At 66.4% G+C, this 17,331-nt stretch carries 16 protein-coding genes; 10 read left to right on the forward strand and 6 right to left on the reverse strand.

What is annotated here, in order from left to right; all coding sequences use genetic code 11:
* Positions 1–170: 170 nt before the first annotated feature.
* A complete protein-coding gene (locus RJT37_RS02345; protein ID WP_313687465.1) occupies positions 171–1,754 on the reverse strand; it encodes a heme-binding protein in 1,584 nt (527 codons plus the stop codon).
* Between the two features lie 181 nt (positions 1,755–1,935).
* Here RJT37_RS02345 and RJT37_RS02350 point away from each other — a divergent pair, with 181 nt between their 5' ends.
* Positions 1,936–3,987, forward strand: a complete 2,052-nt coding sequence (locus RJT37_RS02350; protein ID WP_313687467.1) for an ATP-binding protein — start codon at positions 1,936–1,938, stop codon at positions 3,985–3,987.
* On the opposite strand, the gene RJT37_RS02355 is transcribed toward RJT37_RS02350, so the two are convergent.
* Positions 3,988–5,802: a site-2 protease family protein gene (locus tag RJT37_RS02355; RefSeq protein WP_313687469.1), complete on the reverse strand. Its 1,815-nt coding sequence runs from the start codon at positions 5,800–5,802 to the stop codon at positions 3,988–3,990.
* 288 nt (positions 5,803–6,090) lie between these two features.
* On the opposite strand from RJT37_RS02355, the gene RJT37_RS02360 reads away from it, so the two are divergent.
* Positions 6,091–6,417: a DUF3784 domain-containing protein gene (locus RJT37_RS02360; protein WP_313687471.1), complete on the forward strand. Its 327-nt coding sequence runs from the start codon at positions 6,091–6,093 to the stop codon at positions 6,415–6,417.
* Between the two features lie 52 nt (positions 6,418–6,469).
* On the opposite strand, the gene lysS is transcribed toward RJT37_RS02360, so the two are convergent.
* A complete protein-coding gene (lysS, locus tag RJT37_RS02365; RefSeq protein ID WP_313687473.1) occupies positions 6,470–8,119 on the reverse strand; it encodes a lysine--tRNA ligase in 1,650 nt (549 codons plus the stop codon).
* A gap of 2 nt (positions 8,120–8,121) precedes the next feature.
* Complete coding sequence (gene pyrH / locus RJT37_RS02370; protein WP_311173844.1) at positions 8,122–8,841, reverse strand: UMP kinase; 720 nt, start codon at positions 8,839–8,841, stop codon at positions 8,122–8,124.
* A gap of 157 nt (positions 8,842–8,998) precedes the next feature.
* On the opposite strand from pyrH, the gene RJT37_RS02375 reads away from it, so the two are divergent.
* From RJT37_RS02375 to RJT37_RS02385, 3 genes are all read left to right on the forward strand, one after another.
* A complete protein-coding gene (locus tag RJT37_RS02375) occupies positions 8,999–9,793 on the forward strand; it encodes a molybdopterin synthase (protein ID WP_313687476.1) in 795 nt (264 codons plus the stop codon).
* A gap of 356 nt (positions 9,794–10,149) precedes the next feature.
* The gene (locus RJT37_RS02380; protein WP_311173846.1) at positions 10,150–10,416 is read left to right on the forward strand and encodes a DUF7123 family protein; all 267 of its coding nucleotides are present in this window, start codon (positions 10,150–10,152) and stop codon (positions 10,414–10,416) included.
* A 120-nt stretch (positions 10,417–10,536) separates the two neighbouring features.
* On the forward strand, positions 10,537–11,676 hold the full coding sequence (locus RJT37_RS02385) for a site-2 protease family protein (protein ID WP_313687478.1): 1,140 nt from the start codon (positions 10,537–10,539) through the stop codon (positions 11,674–11,676).
* A 141-nt stretch (positions 11,677–11,817) separates the two neighbouring features.
* Here RJT37_RS02385 and thiL read toward each other — a convergent pair whose 3' ends face one another.
* Both thiL and RJT37_RS02395 read right to left on the reverse strand, forming a co-directional pair.
* Positions 11,818–12,690: a thiamine-phosphate kinase gene (thiL, locus tag RJT37_RS02390; RefSeq protein WP_313687480.1), complete on the reverse strand. Its 873-nt coding sequence runs from the start codon at positions 12,688–12,690 to the stop codon at positions 11,818–11,820.
* A 36-nt stretch (positions 12,691–12,726) separates the two neighbouring features.
* The gene (locus RJT37_RS02395; protein WP_313687482.1) at positions 12,727–13,140 is read right to left on the reverse strand and encodes an OsmC family protein; all 414 of its coding nucleotides are present in this window, start codon (positions 13,138–13,140) and stop codon (positions 12,727–12,729) included.
* Between the two features lie 143 nt (positions 13,141–13,283).
* On the opposite strand from RJT37_RS02395, the gene RJT37_RS02400 reads away from it, so the two are divergent.
* The 5 genes from RJT37_RS02400 to RJT37_RS02420 all read left to right on the forward strand — a co-directional run bounded on the left by RJT37_RS02400 (position 13,284) and on the right by RJT37_RS02420 (position 17,325).
* Positions 13,284–14,330, forward strand: coding sequence for a lysylphosphatidylglycerol synthase transmembrane domain-containing protein (locus RJT37_RS02400; protein ID WP_313687484.1), 1,047 nt, complete (start codon positions 13,284–13,286; stop codon positions 14,328–14,330).
* A 111-nt stretch (positions 14,331–14,441) separates the two neighbouring features.
* The gene (locus RJT37_RS02405) at positions 14,442–14,897 is read left to right on the forward strand and encodes a 30S ribosomal protein S19e (RefSeq protein ID WP_313687485.1); all 456 of its coding nucleotides are present in this window, start codon (positions 14,442–14,444) and stop codon (positions 14,895–14,897) included.
* Positions 14,898–14,981: 84 nt separating this feature from the next.
* Positions 14,982–15,344: a DNA-binding protein gene (locus RJT37_RS02410; RefSeq protein ID WP_313687487.1), complete on the forward strand. Its 363-nt coding sequence runs from the start codon at positions 14,982–14,984 to the stop codon at positions 15,342–15,344.
* Between the two features lie 7 nt (positions 15,345–15,351).
* The gene (locus tag RJT37_RS02415; RefSeq protein WP_313687489.1) at positions 15,352–15,969 is read left to right on the forward strand and encodes a DUF7411 family protein; all 618 of its coding nucleotides are present in this window, start codon (positions 15,352–15,354) and stop codon (positions 15,967–15,969) included.
* Positions 15,970–16,146: 177 nt separating this feature from the next.
* Complete coding sequence (locus RJT37_RS02420) at positions 16,147–17,325, forward strand: PQQ-binding-like beta-propeller repeat protein (RefSeq protein WP_313687491.1); 1,179 nt, start codon at positions 16,147–16,149, stop codon at positions 17,323–17,325.
* Positions 17,326–17,331: the final 6 nt, after the last annotated feature.

Here is a 17,331-nt window from a genome sequence, read left to right on the forward strand (position 1 = left end):
GGTCGGTACCAAGCAGGTCGCCGGAGTGGAAGCGGGGATCAATACACAGCAGGTCGCCGGAGTGGAAGTGGGGATCAATACACAGCAGGTCGCCGGAGTGGAAGCGGGGATCAATACACAGCAGGTCGCCGGAGTGAAAGCGTGGTCGAAAAACGGGGGAACCGCGGTCGCTACGCGAGGAAGACGTGTCTCGGCCGGTCGGCCAGCACATCGCGGCCCCACTTGACGGTCTCGCTGAACTCCTCGGACCGGAAGAACGCCATCGCGTTCTCGCGGGCGTCCCACTGGCTGGAGATGAACATATCGTTCTCGTCTTCGACGTTCACGAGCAGGTCGGTGTCGCGGTGGCCGTCCATTCCCTCCAGGATGTCCTCGACGTCGTCGAAGGTGTCGTGGAAGTCCTCGCGGTAGTCGGATTTGACGGTGTAGAACATCCCCATCGTCCCGAAGCCGGACTCCTCGCCGGCGCGAGAGACGACCTCGGGCAGTTCCGAGAGGAAGCCCGCGGCCGTCTCGGCGGCCGAGGCGGTGTCCCAGATGCTCACGACCGCCGAGCGGTCGCGGCCCCGCGCCTCGTAGACCGCGGTTTTCACGTGCGTGTCGTAGTGATCGAAGTTCCCGCGGAGCCCGTCGACCTCATCGAACAGCTCGTCGGTGTCGGCCTCCGAGTAGAGGACAGTCGCGTAGACGTCCTCGCCGTGCGGCTGGCCGGCGTAGATGTCCAGGTCCGCGAGTTCCTCGCGGATGTCGTCCGGGTCGTCCGCGGCGGTGGCGTCTCCGTCTTCGCCGTGCGGCGAGTCGCCGTGAGCGCTGCCGCCGCCGTGGGCGCCGCCGTGGCCGCCCGAGCCACCGTGAGCGGCGTCGCCGTGGGCGTGGCCGTGTGCTTCGCCGTGCGCCTGTGGTTCGCCGGCCGGGTCGGCGTCGTGTTCGCTCGTCGGGACGGCCGCGCCTTCGAGGTACGCGCCGAGGTCCGCGGGCGGAAAACGACGACCGACGTAGAACTGGCCGAACTCCCCGTACTTCGAGGACACCTCGTCGAAGCGCATATCGTAGACGATGTCTTTGATGTGCGTTGGATCGTCCGAGAAGAGCGTGACGCCCCACTCGAAGTCGTCGAAGCCAACCGAGGAGGCGATGACCTGCTTGATTTTGCCGGCGTACTCCTTGCCGGTCTCGGCGTGGGTTTCCATCATCTCCGCGCGCTCGTCGAAGGGCAGGTCGTACCAGTTGTCTTCCTCGCCGCGCCGCTTCGACATCGGATAGAAGGAGACGTACTCGTCGTCGGGGATGTCAGGCGTCAGTTTCCCCTCCATATACCGGCGGACGCCCTCGTCGACGGATTCGGGGTCCTCGAAATACTCCGGCGTGGAGTAGCCCGAGATCTCGGTGACGGAGACGTAGGAGGTCGGCTGCTCGGTGAAGCCGGCGAGTGCACTCGCCTCGAAGCGCCGCTCGGCACGCGAGAGGTCGTCGAGCGTCGGGCGGAAGTGAACGACGAGGAGGTCGGCCTTGTGCCCGAGCACGGAGAACACCGCCGACGCACCCTCGTCGGCGTCATCGGACTCCGTCCGATTGCCCGCCGAGCTTCGCTCGGCGACGTCGACGACGTCCTCGTGGCGGCGGAGGTACTCTGTCCCCTCCGCGATCGCCCGCTCGCGCTCGCGATCGGGGGCGTCCCGCCACGCGTCCCAATCGACGGTACGGAAGTCGTGCAGCACGAACCAGCCCTCGTCAGTCGGTGGGGCGTCTGGCATACGAATCGGTTGGCACGCCACCCCTATGGGCGTTGCGAGTCGCTCGCGGGAGAGGCTGTTGCGGGGGAGCGCACGATCCCAACGCCGAAAGACACGGGCGACGACTGATTGCGGTGTTTCGGGAGCGTACAGCAACGTATTTGCGCTCGAAGTCACTCCTGTTCAGACGTATGACTCTGAGGTGCTTCGGTTGCTGAACCCGATCGGCTGGGCCTACGTCGGGATGTTTGCCGTCAGCGGACTCGTCTGTTTCGCTGCGATCCCCCGGGCACAGAAGTTCGATGACCCAGAGATTCACCGCGGACTCGTCTGGCTGCTCGGGACGACCGGCACCTGGGCGGTTTTCAAAGTTGCCTTCTTCACCGTCCCGGACCCGTTCCGGCAAACCGCCTACACGATTGGGCTCGTGTTCGGCTTTGCCACCGTCTGGGCGTGGCTTTACTTCTGTTCTGCGTACACGGACCGGGTCTATCACAGAAACCGCCTGGTGCGTTGGCTCAGCGTCGGCACCTTCGTGTCCGTCGTGTCGGTCAAGCTCACGAACCCGCTGCACGGGCTGTACTTCACGACGCAGGAGGCGACGACCCCGTTCAACTACCTCGTGATCGAACACGGGATCCTGCACTGGAGCGTCACCGGCCTGTCCTACGTGCTCGCGGCGGTCGGGATGTTCATGGTCTTCGAACTCTACTTGGAGTCCGGCTACGACGCCAAACCGCTGGGGGTGCTAACGGGATTGCTTGGCCTACCCGTCGCACTCGACGTCGCTGCGCTCACGACACCACGGATTATCAACGTGATCTACGCGCCGATCGGGGTCGCAATCTTCAGTATCGGCGTGCTGTTCGTCTTTCAGCAGGAGTTCATTGCCGTCCAGAGCACGACACGGGCTGATGATCTGTCGATCTACGTCGACGACGGAGGACGGATCCGCGATTACTCGCGGGCGGTCCCGACTGTATTCCCCGAACTGGAAGATGCCGTCGGCGAGGAACTTTCGGGGGCGTTCCCGGCGCTTGCGGCGGCCATCGAGAGCGACGATCAGATCCTGACCCACGAGACGGCGGACGGGAAGCAGTACTACTTCGTCTCGATGAGCGGCGTCACGTTCGGCGACTCGAACGCCAGAGTGATACTGCTCTCTGACGTCACCGAGTCGGAGCGACAGCGACGGGCGCTGATCGAACGGGAACGGGAACTCGACGAACAGAACGAACTCTACCGCGCCATCATCGACGCGAGTTTCGACTTTATGTCCCGACTCGATCCCGACGGGCGGTTCACCCACGTTTCGGCGCCGGTCGAGGACTTTCTGGGATACACGGCCGAGGAACTGGACGGCCGGCCGATCGCCGTCGTCGTGGCCGACAGCGAGGCGGTCGAGCGGGCCCAAACACAACTCGATCGAATCCTGGGCGGCGAGACGATCCAGGTGCGCGACTTTCCGCTGGAGACGAAGGCGGGAACGACGGTCTACGCCGACATCCGAGGGACGCCGGTGTACGACGGAAGCGTTCCGACCGAAGAGCGCACCCCCGCCGACATCGTCGGGATCCAGTTGATGACGCGCGATGCGACCGAACGACGGCAGCGCGAGGGGCTGATCAGCGTCATCAACCGCGTGTTACGCCACAATCTGCGAAACGAGATGACAGTCATCACCGGCTACGCCGAGATGCTGGAATCGGAACTCGACGGGGAGCAGGCGGCGAGAGCGGCGGTCATCGGCTCGACCGCCAACCGGCTGCTGGACCTCAGCGAGTCGGCGCAGGTGATCGAGGAGAACCGGGAGCTGTCGGCCGATCTGGAACCGACGGACATCGTGCCGGTGGTCGAACGCCTCGTCACGCAACTTGAGACCCAGCACGCTGACGCGTCGGTGTCGGTCGACGCGCCGGAGACGGCAATCGCTGAGACGCTGCCCCGGATCGAGATCGCGCTGTGGGAACTCGTCGACAACGCCGCGAAACACGGCGGCGAGCGGCCGTCGATCGAGATCGGAATCACAGTCGATCCCGACGTCGTGCGACTGCGGATCAGCGACGACGGCCCGGGCCTCCCGGAGATCGAACGGTCCGTCTTAGAGTCCGGCGAGGAGACCCAACTCGTCCACGGGCGAGGGCTCGGACTGTGGCTCGTCTACTGGATCACGACGAGTCTCGACGGCGACGTCGACGTGACGGAGGCGGAGACGGGGACGACCGTCGAGATCCGCCTCCCGCGGCCGTCGTGATCACCCGCCGAGTACGGTCGGCCCGAACACGAGCAACAAAAGCGACAGCAGCATCGTCACGCCGATGCTGGTGGTGATGGTGGTGACCACCCGGTTCCGATCGGAGACGGGGAGCCGCGAGACCACCGCCTCCACGCTCGTCCGGAGGATCCGGCCGCCGTCGAGCGGGTAGCCGGGGATGCAGTTGAACAGTCCCAGCTGGAGATTGATCCACGCCATCCAGAAGGTGACGTTCGCGAGGAGGAACACGCCGGTCCCGAGGAAGCCCAGCGGTCCGGTGATGCTATAGAAGTTGAACACGGCTCCGGTAAAGCCGGGGAAGTTCGGAATCCCGAGCACCAGCGAGGCCAACGGCAGGACCAGGGAGATGTAGACGGTCGACAGCGGCGAATCCGCGACCTGCCCGGCGAGGCCGGAGGCGTCGGGGCCACCATCGCCGCCGAGCAGTTCGAGGTACGTCCCGGCCGGATACGACTCCACGCCGAAGTCGGTCAGGAGCAACCCGCTCGTCCCGGGGAAGATGTTGACACCGAGGAAGCCGCTGCCGTCCTGCGGGTTCTTCCCGAGCGTCACCTCGTGGGTCTCGATCGCGCCGTCGTGATACAGTTCGACGGTCACCGCGTCGCCGGGATCGGTCGTATCGAGCACGCGGGAGAGTTCGGTCGAGGAAACGACGCGCTCTCCGTCGATCGCAGTCACGATGACGCCCGGATCGGTCGGCGCGCCGGCGTTCGCGAGCGGGCCGTCGGCCGCGACTCGGGTGAGATACGCACCGATCGGGATCGTGACCGTCCCGCGCTCGGTGTCGAGGGTGGCGTATCGGTCCTCGCCGACGGCCTCGGCGAATCCGGCCCGCGTGTAGACCGCCGTCCCGTTCACGTGTGTGACCGCGACCGGATCGTCCTCGACGCTGATGTTCGCGGGATTGCCGGCGACAGAGCCCGCGACGACGAGTGACCGCTCGACGTCGACAGAGCGTACCTCCGTCTCCGCGGCACTCTCACCGCCGTCGAGTTCGACAGCGACCGTCCGCGCGTTCGTGTCCAGAAGCGCCGCATCGAGGGTCGTTTCGTTGCTGACGGGCACGCCACCGACGGCGGTGATCCGATCGCCCTGCTCGATCCCCGCGTCGGCTGCAGGGGAGCCGCCGTAAGACCCCTGCACGGCCATCCCGGGTGCGACAGCGATGCTTCCGACGATGGGGCCGAAGAGCAGCGCGAACGCGACGAACGTCACGAAGAGGTTGTTGGTCACGCCGGCCGCGAACATCCGCGTGCGACCCCCTCGGTCGGCGTTCCGCTGGCTCTCCTCGTCGGGCTGGACGAAGGCGCCGAGCGGGATGATCGTCAACAGGAAGAGGCCCATCGACTCGATGTCGATCCCCTCGACGCGACAGAGGATGCCGTGGCCGCCCTCGTGGACGACCAGTCCGACAAGCAGCCCGAAGACGATCTCGGGAGCGACCGACAGCGGCAGGAAGTCGTTGACGCCCGGGATGACCAGGAAGTTCTGCGGCTGGTTCACCGAGGAGGCCGGCGGCGGGTCCCGGAGGATCGCGATCCCCTGCACGAGCAGAAACAGGAACATTCCCGTCATTATGACGAGCGTGGCGCCGACGCCGAGGTTTGTCCACGCCCGCCAGAACCGTTTCGGCGTCGCGATCCAGTCGATAAAGTCCCGCCCGCGTTTGGTGTGGACGGTCGTGAACGGTCCCTGGATGCGGACCGAGGAGGGCAACAGCCCGCGCTGTGAGAGGACGAGCGCGACCGCCGAGTAGGCCGCGAGTCCGACGAGCACCCACAGAAGCGTATTCATCACTAGATTCGAAGAGTCCGGTGGGGAAAGATGTTCCTCATCCACCTTTTTACTGCGTCGGGTCGCGCTACGCGCGACCACTCCTTGCAAAAAGCTGGACCAAAAAAGGCCGCTCGCTCGGCCTTCGGCCTCGCTCGCGGTCAAAATCCTTGATAACTTCCGTGGCTGCTCGGACTCCGGGTGACTGGTCGGTCTGCACTTCGCTCGTCTGTGCCCCCACGAAGCTATCCGTGACGATGCTTTGGCCTGCACTAAGATTATTTATTCGACCCCGGCGTTCGTCCGCGTATGCTCGGTGTTGGTCCCCGTGCATTACAGTGGATCGCCGCCGGCGTGCTCGTGACGACGCTGGGTGTGCTCATCAAATACGTCGGCTGGACGTGGCTGTTGGCAGGTTACAGCGAGTCATCGTCGCCGGTTCCGGACGCGGTGATTCAAGATATCGCGGGCAATACGGTGCTCCGAATCGGGACCGCTCTCCTGACAGTCGGGGTGCTTGCAGCCGTGACGACCCTCCCGGCCTACATCGACGTCGTGGTCGGGGGAGTGATCGTGCTGGCCGTCGCGCGACTCATCTACCGACTGAACACGTGGTCGCCCTCGAAGGCCACCTGAAAGAACCGACGCAGCCGCGAAGGTGCCGTCGGGTGCGACCGCCGAGGATCAACTACCCCTCGCGTCGCAACCGCTTTACCACGAACTCCGTGTCGAGTTCGCCGAGGAACTCCCCGAGCCGCGGCCCCTGCGGCTGATCGAAGAAGAGCAGATAGCCCGCCTCGAAGAAGTCGCCCACCTCGATGTCGTGGCGGCGCGCCGTCTCGTACATCTCGCCTTGGATCGCTTCGCCGTCGTGGCCCTCGGCGACGAAGTCTGCCAGTTCCGAGAGCGCAGCGGCGACATCGTCAGCGAGGTCGACATCCGGCAGGGCTTCCTGAATCCGGTAGTTGTACTCGTTGTCCAGCCGCTCGGCCCACGCGCGTGCCCGATCGACCCGTTCGAGGGCCTCCTCGATCGCCCACGCCGGAGTATCGTCGTCGAAGTACTCCTCGTTTCGGGCCATCTCGATCCGGAGGTCGCGGTCGTCGGTCATCCCCAGGACAGCCGCGAACGTGTAGGGAAGGCGGACGCGCTCTTCGCGCATCTCGTCGACGACGAACGGGTACGCCCGCTCGGCGAACGCCGAAAGCGTTTCGTCGTCGACGTCGCCGAAGTACGCCCGCTCGAAGCGGTCGAAGTCGTCGACCAGCTGATCGAGCCGGGAGATGTCCAGATCGCGGGCCTTCCGCGGGTTCAAAGCGAAGAAGTACCGGAGCACCTCGGGTTCGAGCAGGTCCAGAATCTCCGGCACGGTGACGATGTTCCCCGCCGAGGACGACAGCGCCTCGCCGTTGAGCGTGAACCACTCGTAGACCATCGGTTCGGGCGGTTCGATGCCGAGGACGGTGCGAGCGATGTCCTGGCCCGAGGGCCACGACCCCTCGGCGTGGTCCTTGCCGAACGGCTCGAAGTCGACGCCGAGTACCTGCCACTGGGCGGGCCACTCGAAGCGCCAGGGGAGTTTACCCTCGCGGAACGTCGCCGTTCCCTCGTGGCCGCATCCCTCGATGGTGTTGTCGCCGACGGTCATATCGGTGCAGACGTACTCGACGGTCCCGGCGTCCAGATCGACCGACGTGACGGTCTCGGTGATCTTCCCGCAGTCCGCACAGATCGGGTTGAACGGGACGTAGTCCTCGTCGACTTTCGCCTGGTACTCTGAAAGGACCTCCCGGGCGGTATCGGCGTGTTCGAGGACGTGCGCTACGACGTCGTCGAACGCACCGGATTCGTACATCTCGGTGTTCGACAGCATCTCCACCGGAATATCGAGCCGCTTTGCGTCGGCCTGCAAAAGCGTCGCGAAGTGCGCGGCGTAGGACTCGGACTCGCCGAACGGATCGGGGATGTCGGTGTACGGTTTCCCGAGGTTCCGCCCGAGCGCGCCCGCGTCGACGTCGCCGAGGCCGACGATGTTGCCGTCCGTGTCGGCGAGTTTGCGAGGCAGTTTCCGGAGCGGATCACGGTCGTCGCTGGTGAACACCTGCCGGACCTCGTACCCGCGCTCGCGGAGGACTGCGGCGACGAAGTACCCGCGCATCACCTCGTTGAAATTGCCCAGATGAGCGACGCCGGAGGGAGAGACGCCGCCCTTGATGACGATCGGCTCCTCCGGCGCTCTCGCCTCGATCTCGTCGGCGATTTCCTCGGCCCAGAACGCGCGACGGGAAGTCTCTCGCTCACTCGCGGACTCGCCCTCACCGTCCCCGTTTCCGGCCATCGTTATCGCACCGTCCAGTAACTCGGCTCGCCGTCGACACCCGTCGGGACCACGTCAGTGCCGTTGTGCTCCCCGCGAAGGACAGCGTCCTGAATCCGTTCGGGATCGGTCCCGTCGAGGACGATCGTCCGCATCTCCGAGCGCTCGATGAGTTTCGCCGCCAGGAGGTCGACCGGCGCCGACGCGCCCGCATCGCGGCTCATCGGGGCGACCACGTCGACGAGTTCTGTCCCCGTCAGGCGGTCGTACTTCTCTGCACTCTCGTCGACGCTCGGATCGGCGTTGTAGACGCCGTCGACGCTCGTCGCGTACACGAGCAGGTCGGCGCCGACGTACTCCGCGAGCGCTGCCGCGACCGCATCCGTGGTCTGCCCTGGCATCACGCCGCCCATCACCGAGACGTCGCCCCGCCGGAGCGCGTCACCCGCGTCCTCGTAGCTGTGCGCCACCTTCGGATCGACAATCGACCCAATCGCAGCGATGAGCAGCCGGGCGTTGATTCGCGTCACGTCGATGCCGATCTGGTCCAGCTGGACCTCGTTCGCGCCCAACTCGCGGGCCGTGCCGATATACTCGCGCGCGACGCCCCCGCCGCCGACGACGGCACCGACCTCACAGCCTTCGGCGACGAGCGTCTCGACGACCGCTGCGTGGCCTTCGACGCGCCCCGCGTCGAGGTCCGGCGCGAGCACGCTCCCACCGATGGAGACGACGACTCTCATTGCCCCGTCGTTGCCGCGAACCGGGCTTAAGGGTTGTCAACCACGATGCAGCCAGTCGTCTCCCGGCGCCGGCTCTGAGCGCTCGGCCGGATCCGACGGGCCACCTACGGTGGCACAGGCGACAGTATAAAGCCGATCGCCGCCCCGACTGCGGAGTATGCAGATACTCGGAATCGTCGGCCCCGAATCGCGGCGGCTGTGTGAGCGCGTCGGCCCACATCTGGATGGGCGCGTTGCGGTCGTCGAACAGCGTGACGACGGATCGTCCGGAAACGGTCCATCCCGGCCTGACGGCGTCGAGACGGCCTACGGTCTCACAGCCGACGGCACGTGGACCGGAACGGGAACCGACCGGAGCCTCGATACGCTCCTCGATGACCTCGCGGCGACCTACGACCACGCGTTGCTCGTCGACTTCCCCGATGCGGACGTCCCGACGGTGTCTATCGACGGCGCCGAAGCGGAGAACGTCGTCGTCGAGGCGTCGACGGCGACCGACGTGGACCTCGAACCCGTTCTCGACGCGCTCGCGGACGCCGAACCCTACGTGACACTGGAAACGCTCGTCGAACGGGTGAAAGCGTCACCACGCGCCGAACGCGCGGGCGCCATCGCGACGTTCACCGGGTGCGTCCGGGAGAAAGACGGCGAGGAAGACCCCCGGACGCTCTCTTTGACGTTCGAGAAGTACGAGGGCGTCGCCGACGACCGTCTGCGGACGATCGAATCCGAGCTGATGGAGCGTGAGGGTGTCGAGGAAGTGGCGCTCTTCCACCGGACCGGCACGATCGACGCGGGCGAGGACATCGTCTTCGTCGTCGTCCTCGCCGGCCACCGCGACGAGGCGTTCGAGACGGTCTCGGACGGCATCGATCGGCTGAAGGACGAAGTCCCGATCTTCAAAAGAGAGACGACTGTCGAGGAGGACTTCTGGGTCCACGATCGGCCGTAGTGGTGTGCCGAAAGCACCTCTTACGATCCGGAGTCCGGCTACTCGAACGCCTCTCACGCGGTAGTTGTTCCGCAAGCAGAGTCGCTGTCGACCGCGCGCGCCGGCCGTAGTCGGCGGATCTTCACCGTGCACGCCGGCGAAAACTGCGAGATGAACCCGTTGTGTGCGGATATAATATTCTTAGTTTAAGAGAAGAAATAAAAACTCTAAGAAGTTTTTAAAACGTCTGGTTCAATTTAAACAGTCTTTGAAACATCGATTCTCCCCGATTTTACCGGTAAAGAGACCCGAATTTCCACTAACGTTCATCCGTTTATATACTCCCCCGAGAACAAGCCGAGAGCGAGGTGACATAGATGAGCGCAACCGCGACACCCTCCACCGAGTCCGCGAGCGAAGAGCCGTCCAAAGAGGAACGGCTGAAATCCTATCTGCTCACGAAGGCAGAAGACGGCGAGATGTACTTCAAATCGAAGTTCATCGCCGACGAGGTCGGTCTCTCACCGAAGGAGATCGGCGCCCTGATGGTGAAGCTCAAGGACTCGGCCTCCGAGTTGACCGTCGAGAAGTGGTCGTACACGAGCGCGACCACGTGGCGAGTCGAACCCGCTGAGACGGCGTAACCGGTCGAACGTCACACCCCGACGAGACGCAACTGCCTCGCCGCCCCGAGGTCCCCAGCCGCCCGGTCCCGCTGTCCGCCGTCGCGGAGTTTATCCGGCTGTATCACGTACCGGTATCCGATGGATTCCCGCGATACGGCGGCGGAACCGCCGGTCGACGCCCTTCGGTCCGTCTTTCATCTCCACGAGACGCGACGCGACGGCGATCGGGTGCTGTTTTACGGCGAGTCGCTGGTGCCCGAGCGGATGCTGGTCCGTGAGGTCTGGGAGGCGTTCCGCGAGGCCGGCTACGAAGTCCAGGTGGCCACAGCCCGGGGCGGCCAGGAGGACATCGTCGTCGCCCGGCCGGTCCAGTCCGGGATCGACGGCATCCCCTGGAAGAATATCGGACTGTTCCTCGCGACGATCGCCTCGACGCTCCTGGTCGGCGCGCTGACGTGGTACTACATCCCGGCCGACGAACTGCTCGCGAACCCGTTTTCCGTCTTCCGGGCGTGGCCCTTCACCGCGGCTGTCCTCGGCGTCCTCGCAACGCACGAACTCGGCCACTACGTGATGGGCCGGTACCACGGCGTCGACGTGTCGCTACCGTACGTAATCCCCTTTATTTTCCCGTTCGGGACGCTCGGAGCCGTCATCCGGATGCGCGGCCAGATGCCGGATCGGGAGGCCCTGTTCGATATCGGCGTGGCGGGGCCGCTCGCGGGGCTGGCGGCGACGATCGTCGTCACCGCGGTCGGCCTGTCGCTGCCGCCGGTCGAGGTGCCGCCGTGGGCGCTGGAGGGAAGCAGCCGGGTCATCGTGTTCAACAACCCGCCGCTCTTGGACCTCATCGCGACAGCTCTCGGTGAGCCAACGGAGTATACCGATCCGGCGGTCTCGGTCAACCCCGTCATCATCGGCGGCTGGGTCGGGATGTTCTTCACCGTGCTGAACCTGCTTCCCGTGGGCCAACTCGACGGTGGCCACATCGTCCGGGCGATGCTGGGCGAGTCCCAGGAGCGCGTTGCTGCCCTCGTCCCCGCTGCCCTGTTCGGCCTCGCCGCGTATCTCCACTACGTGCTCGGCTACGCGATCGACGAATCCGTCGGGCTCTGGGGCTTCTGGGGCCTGCTCTCGGCGGTGATCGCGTTCAAGGGACCCGCGAACCCGATCGACGAGTCGCCGCTCGGCACGCCGCGGTTGCTCGTCGGCGTCGCGACGTTCGCGCTCGGGGCGCTGTGCTTCCTGCTCGTTCCGATCGAAGTGATGAGCGTCTGATACTGATTACTCTCACTTTTCACCCCCGAGCGCCGCTACCGGGGGTGACGCTCGGCGGTAAGAGACGAGAGTAATCAGTATGAGGTGACCTGCCGGGCCGAACTCAGCAGAGCGCGACTTCGCTGTCGCCGCCGATATGCGTCACTCGTGCGTGTACCCCTCGTCTTCGAGCGATTCGCCGTCGAGGCGGATGCCGTCGGCGACGACCTCGCCGATGACGCTCAGCGGCACCGGTGCCGCCGAACGGGCGTTCTCGACGGCGGTCGGGGGCAGGGTACAGACGAGTTCGAAGTCCTCGCCGACTGTCGTCGCCATCTGCCGCCGGTCAGCCGCGTCGGCCGCGTAGTCGTCGACCGCCGGGTGGACCGGGATCGCATCCCACGAGACCTCGAAGCCGACGTCCGAGGCCTCCGCGAGCTGGTGCAGCGAGCGCGCCAGCCCGTCGGAGGAGTCCATCATCGCGGTGGCGTGGGACGCGAGCGCGAGGCCTGCGTCGGTGCGTGGCTGGAACCGGAAGAGTTCGTTCCCGCGGTCGACGTCGTCGGCCGCGAAGGCCCGGAGGCCGGCCGCCGTCCGTCCGAGCGAACCGGTGACGCAGACGGCGTCGCCCGGACTGGCACCACGGCGTCGGACGGGCGCATCCGTCTCTCCGAGAGCGGTCGTCGCGACGGTGAACTCCGCGGCGGTGTCGAGGTCGCCGCCGACGTACTCGGCGCCCACGCCCTCGCAGACGTCGACCGCGCCGTCGAGGAAGGCGTCGAGTTCCACTTCGTCGAGTGCCGGCGCGGCGTAGGCGGCGACAGCGGCGGTCGGCTCGGCGCCCATCGCGGCGACGTCCGAGAGCGACGCGCCGACGGCCCGCCAGCCCGCGGTGTAGCGCGTCGTTCCCGGCGGGAAGTCCGTCGCCTCGTGGAGCATATCCGTCGTCACGACGAGGCCGTCCACGACGGCGGCGTCGTCACCCGCGGACGGGAGGGCGACCGCGAGTCGACGGAGCGCCGAGCGTTCGTCCATAGGTCGCATCCGGCCCGCCCGGGCAAAAAGCCGACGTCACCCGAGCGTGACGTCGAGACCGGTCTCGTTTTCGACGTTGTCAGTGACCGGACACCGGTCCTTTACCGACGCGAGCCAGGCGTCGAGATCCGCGTCGCCCTCTGTCTCGACTGAAAGCCTCACGTCCAGTCCCTGGAGGCCCGCACGTTCGTCGACATCTTCCCCTCGGTAGGTAGCGTAATTGATGTCGCCTTCGACTGTTGCCTCGAGCGACTCGATGTCGATGTCCATATCCCGTGCGACCATCGTCCCTGTCGAGTTGAGGCAGGCTAACACCGAGCCGAGGAAGTACTCCACGGGATTTACGTCTTTTCCGACGACGAACTCTGCGTCACCGGTGTCGACCTGCGTCCGTTTGGGACTGAGACGCGATGCACTGACTTCGTAGTGAGTGAGGTCCGAATCGCCCATAGAGGGGTGTTCGCAGGCCCGAAAGAATACAGTTTGGTTTTCCCGCGTCACGACGCCGACTGCGGTGCCGACGCCGCGCCCGGGAGTGGTCGACCGCCGTCCGTTTCGATGGGTTGATGCCCGGAACGGCCGACCGGACGCGTATGACCCGCGAAAACCTCCGTGCGACCGCCGTCGGCTTCGCGGCGACCGCGGGCGTCTTTGCGCTGTTGTTTTATTTCGCGGGCATCGACGAACTGCTCGCGACGCTCGGACGGGCGGATCTCCGATACGTCGCGCTCGTGTTGGTCGCGACGCTCGGGTGGCTCCTCGCGTGGAGCCTCTCTCTGAACACCGTTCTCGACGTTCTCGGTGTCGATCTCGCGTATTCGACCTCCTTTTTGGTCTTCGCCGGGGCGACGTTCGCGAACAACGTCACACCGTTCGGGCAGGCCGGCGGGGAGCCGATCACCGCCTACCTCATCTCCCGCGTCGCGGACACCGAGTACGAGCAGAGCCTCGCCGCGATCGCCAGCGTCGACACGCTCAACTTCGTCCCCTCGATCACGATCGCACTCGTCGGTGCAGGCTACTTCGCCTCCGAGGTCGCACTCGGGGCGAACGAGAACCTCCTCGCGGCGGTCGGCGCCGTCGTGGGGCTTGCGGTCGTCGTGCCGACGCTCTTCTACCTCGGATGGCAGCGTCGCTACCGGCTCGAAACCCGCGTCGTCGACGCGCTGACGCCGGTCATCCGACGGGTCGCCGATCTGGTTCCGCGCGTGCCGGTGCCGACGCCCGAGGGGATCGAACGGCGGATCAACGGGTTCTTCCGGGCGATCGAACGCGTCGCGTCGAACCCGCGCGGACTCGCGCTCGCGCTTGCGGCGTCGGCGGTCGGTTGGCTCTGTCAGATGGCCGCACTCGGCCTCGCCTTCGAGGCCATCGGCGTCGACGTGCGGCTCTCGATCGCGCTGGTGGTCGTGCCGATCGCGGCGATCGCAGGCGTGACACCGCTCCCCGGCGGTGCAGGCGGTATCGAGACCGTGCTGGTAATTCTGCTGCTGGCAGCGCCGCTTCCCGGCGTCCGGGAGGCGACCGCCGTCGCGGCCGTTGTGATCTTCCGAGGAGCGGTCTACTGGGTGCCGACGATCCTCGGCGGGCTCGTCGTCACCTGGATCGGCACGGGGCTCGGTATCGGCGACCCGGGCTGAGATCGCTGTCGCCGATCGAAATCGCGGTCCGTCCGGCCTCCTGAGAATCCGTCTCACGGCGCGTAGCCCCGATACGATGGCTTTAAACGACGCCGTCGGGTACGCGTAGCTATGGTAAGCGTCTACGACGTTCCGGCCGACGCCCTCATCGAGGACGTCGCCGACCGCCTCTCGGATCGAATCGAGGAGCCCGACTGGATCGAGTTCGTCAAGACCGGCCAGACGAAGGAGATGCCGCCGGAACAGGACGACTTCTGGCACGTCCGCGCCGCGTCGCTCCTCCGGAAGGTCGCCAAGGAAGGCCCGATCGGCGTCGACCGGCTCTCGACGGAGTACGGCGGGCGCAAGCGCGGCTCGAACCGCTACCGCGTCGCGGGCAACAGCTCCGCGAGCGGCAGCAAGAAGATCATCCGGACGGCGCTCCAGCAGCTCGAAGAGGAAGGCCTCATCGAGACCGCCAAGGGGCAGGGCCGCAAGCTGACCGACGACGGCCGAAGCTTCCTCGACAACGCCGCCGACGACGTCCTCGAAGACCTCGACCGGCCGGAGCTCGAACGGTACGCTTGAGCACCGGTCCGACGGGAACCAGCCGAGTTCACAGACGTCTGACGACGTAACCGTTTTTAGCGCTGCGACGGAATCACTATCACGATGAGTGAAACACCCGACGACGACCGACTCGAGGAACTGCGCGAAAAGAAGATGCAGCAGCTTCGCGAACAGGCCGGCGGCGAGGGAGGCGGCCAGGCGAACGAGGCCGCACAGGAGGCCGCCCGCGAGCAGGCGGAAGCCAAACAGGAGGCGATGCTGAAACAGTATCTCACCGACGGGGCCCGCCAGCGGCTGAACGCCGTCGAGATGTCGAAGCCCGACTTCGCGGAGTCGGCGAAGAAACAGATCCTGGCACTCGCCCAGAGCGGCCGCATCCAAGACCGGATCGACGAAGAGCAGATGCGGGACCTGCTCAAGGAGCTCCAGCCCGAGTCGAAGAGCTTCGACATCCGCAGACGGTAGCGGGTTCGTGGAGCTCGCGCTTTGCTACAGCGGCGGGAAAGACTCGACACTCGCCGCCTTGTTTCTCGATTCCTTCTACGACGTCCGGCTCGTCACCGGGCGCTTCGGGGTAACCGACGACTGGGAACACGCCGCGGCCGCGGCCGAACGGGTCGGGTATCCCTTCGAGGCCGTCGACCTGGACCGATCGGTCGCAGAAGCTGCCGCCGAGCGGATGCTCGACGACGGCTACCCGCGAAACGGGATCCAGCAGGTCCACGAACACGCGCTGGAACGGGCGGCCGATCTCGACGTCGACGCCGTCGCCGACGGGACGCGCCGCGACGATCGGGTGCCGACGATCTCCCGGGCGCAGGCCCAGAGCCTCGAAGACCGTCACGGCGTCGACTACCTCTCGCCGCTCGCCGGCCTCGGTCGCCACGCCGTCGATCGGCTCGTCGCGGAGACGCTCGACGTCCAGACCGGTCCCTCGGAATCGATTCCGAAGGGCGACTACGAGGCCGAACTCCGGGCGCTGATCGCAGCAGAAGCCGGCGACGACGCCGTCGCGTCGGTGTTTCCCGACCACGAGCAGTCGTACGTGCGCGGCGTTCGATCGGACGGGGACGCAGATACCGGGGCCTGATACTGATTACTCTCACTTTTTCCCGCTGATCACCACCCCCGTCGACGGTGCTCGGCGGGAAGAGACGGGAGTAATCAGTATGAGTGAGTCCCTCGATTGCCGTCGTCAGACCGAGTACGCCCAGCCGTCCGCAGTTCCCACCGGAGATATTTGCGTCCCGAGCGAGTAGTCGCGACGATGCCCTCCTGGTCCCGCAGGCGCCTCCTCGCAGCGATCGGTGCCGTCGGCCTCGCCGGCGGCGGCTGGTATCTCGCCGAACGTCCCCACTGCCGCCCGCGGCGTGAGCCGCGCTGGACGTACCGCGGCGAGCACTGGGGGCCTGTGATACCGAACCAGAGAACGCTCCTTCTCCCGGAGGGGTACGGCGTCACCGGCGGATCGCAGTACAGACTCGCCGCCGTCGACCGAAACACGGGGCAGGCCCGCTGGTCTGTCGTCGCCGAGGGGGGTGGATTCGGCGTCCCGACACGGCACGACGGCACCGTCTACGTCGGCACCGGACGCGACACGGTGCGCGCCCTCGACGCCGAAACGGGCGCTCGCCGGTGGGCGTACGAGGCGGGCGGCCGCGAGGAGTATGGGGGCGGTGCGTGGGGTGCGCCGCTCGTGGCAGCCGATCGGATCTACGTCGGCATCTCTCACTCGATGGATCCGGACGCCGACCCCACCGACGGGACGGCCTACACGCACCGCGTCGTCGCACTGGACCCCGGCGACGGAACCGAACTGTGGGCGACCGACGTGTCCCGGATGGTCTGGGCTGGCCCGGCGTGGGTCGACGGCACCGTCGTCGCGGCGTCACGGGGCGGGATGCTCTACGGGTTCGATCCGGCGACTGGCGGCGTCCGGTTCGAGTTTTCCCTCCCCGGCGGGGTCAAAGCGCCGCTCTCCACCGTCGGCGAGGAGTTCGTGAGTCTACTCACCGAAGACGGGACAGTCGGGTACGTGGACGTTCCCGACGCGACGCTCCGTCGGACGCAGTCCCTCGTCCGGGAAACCACGGCCTCCGAGTGGAGCGGTGACACGCTGTACGTGGGCGGAAAAGACGGGCTCGTCGTCGCCGTCGCAGCCGACAGCGACCGCGTCCGCTGGGAGTACGACCTCGGAACACCCGTCGACGGGATCGCGGCCGATCCGGACGTCGGCGTCGTCGCCGTCGATCGGACGGGACGCCTCCATCGGTTCACCGAGGAGGGGAGTCGCGAGTCTCACGTCCGAATCGTCGAGCGCCCGAGCGGCGACCGCTGTGGGTGGCCGGGCGACGTCCGGCGGGTCACCGACGCGACGCTGGATCGCGGGACGCTGTACGTCAGCGGACGGACGTGGACTCGTCGCTTCCCCGTCAGCGGCGGATAGGTCACG

Source organism: Halobellus marinus, assembly GCF_032113415.1.
GTDB lineage: Archaea > Halobacteriota > Halobacteria > Halobacteriales > Haloferacaceae > Haloquadratum > Haloquadratum marinus.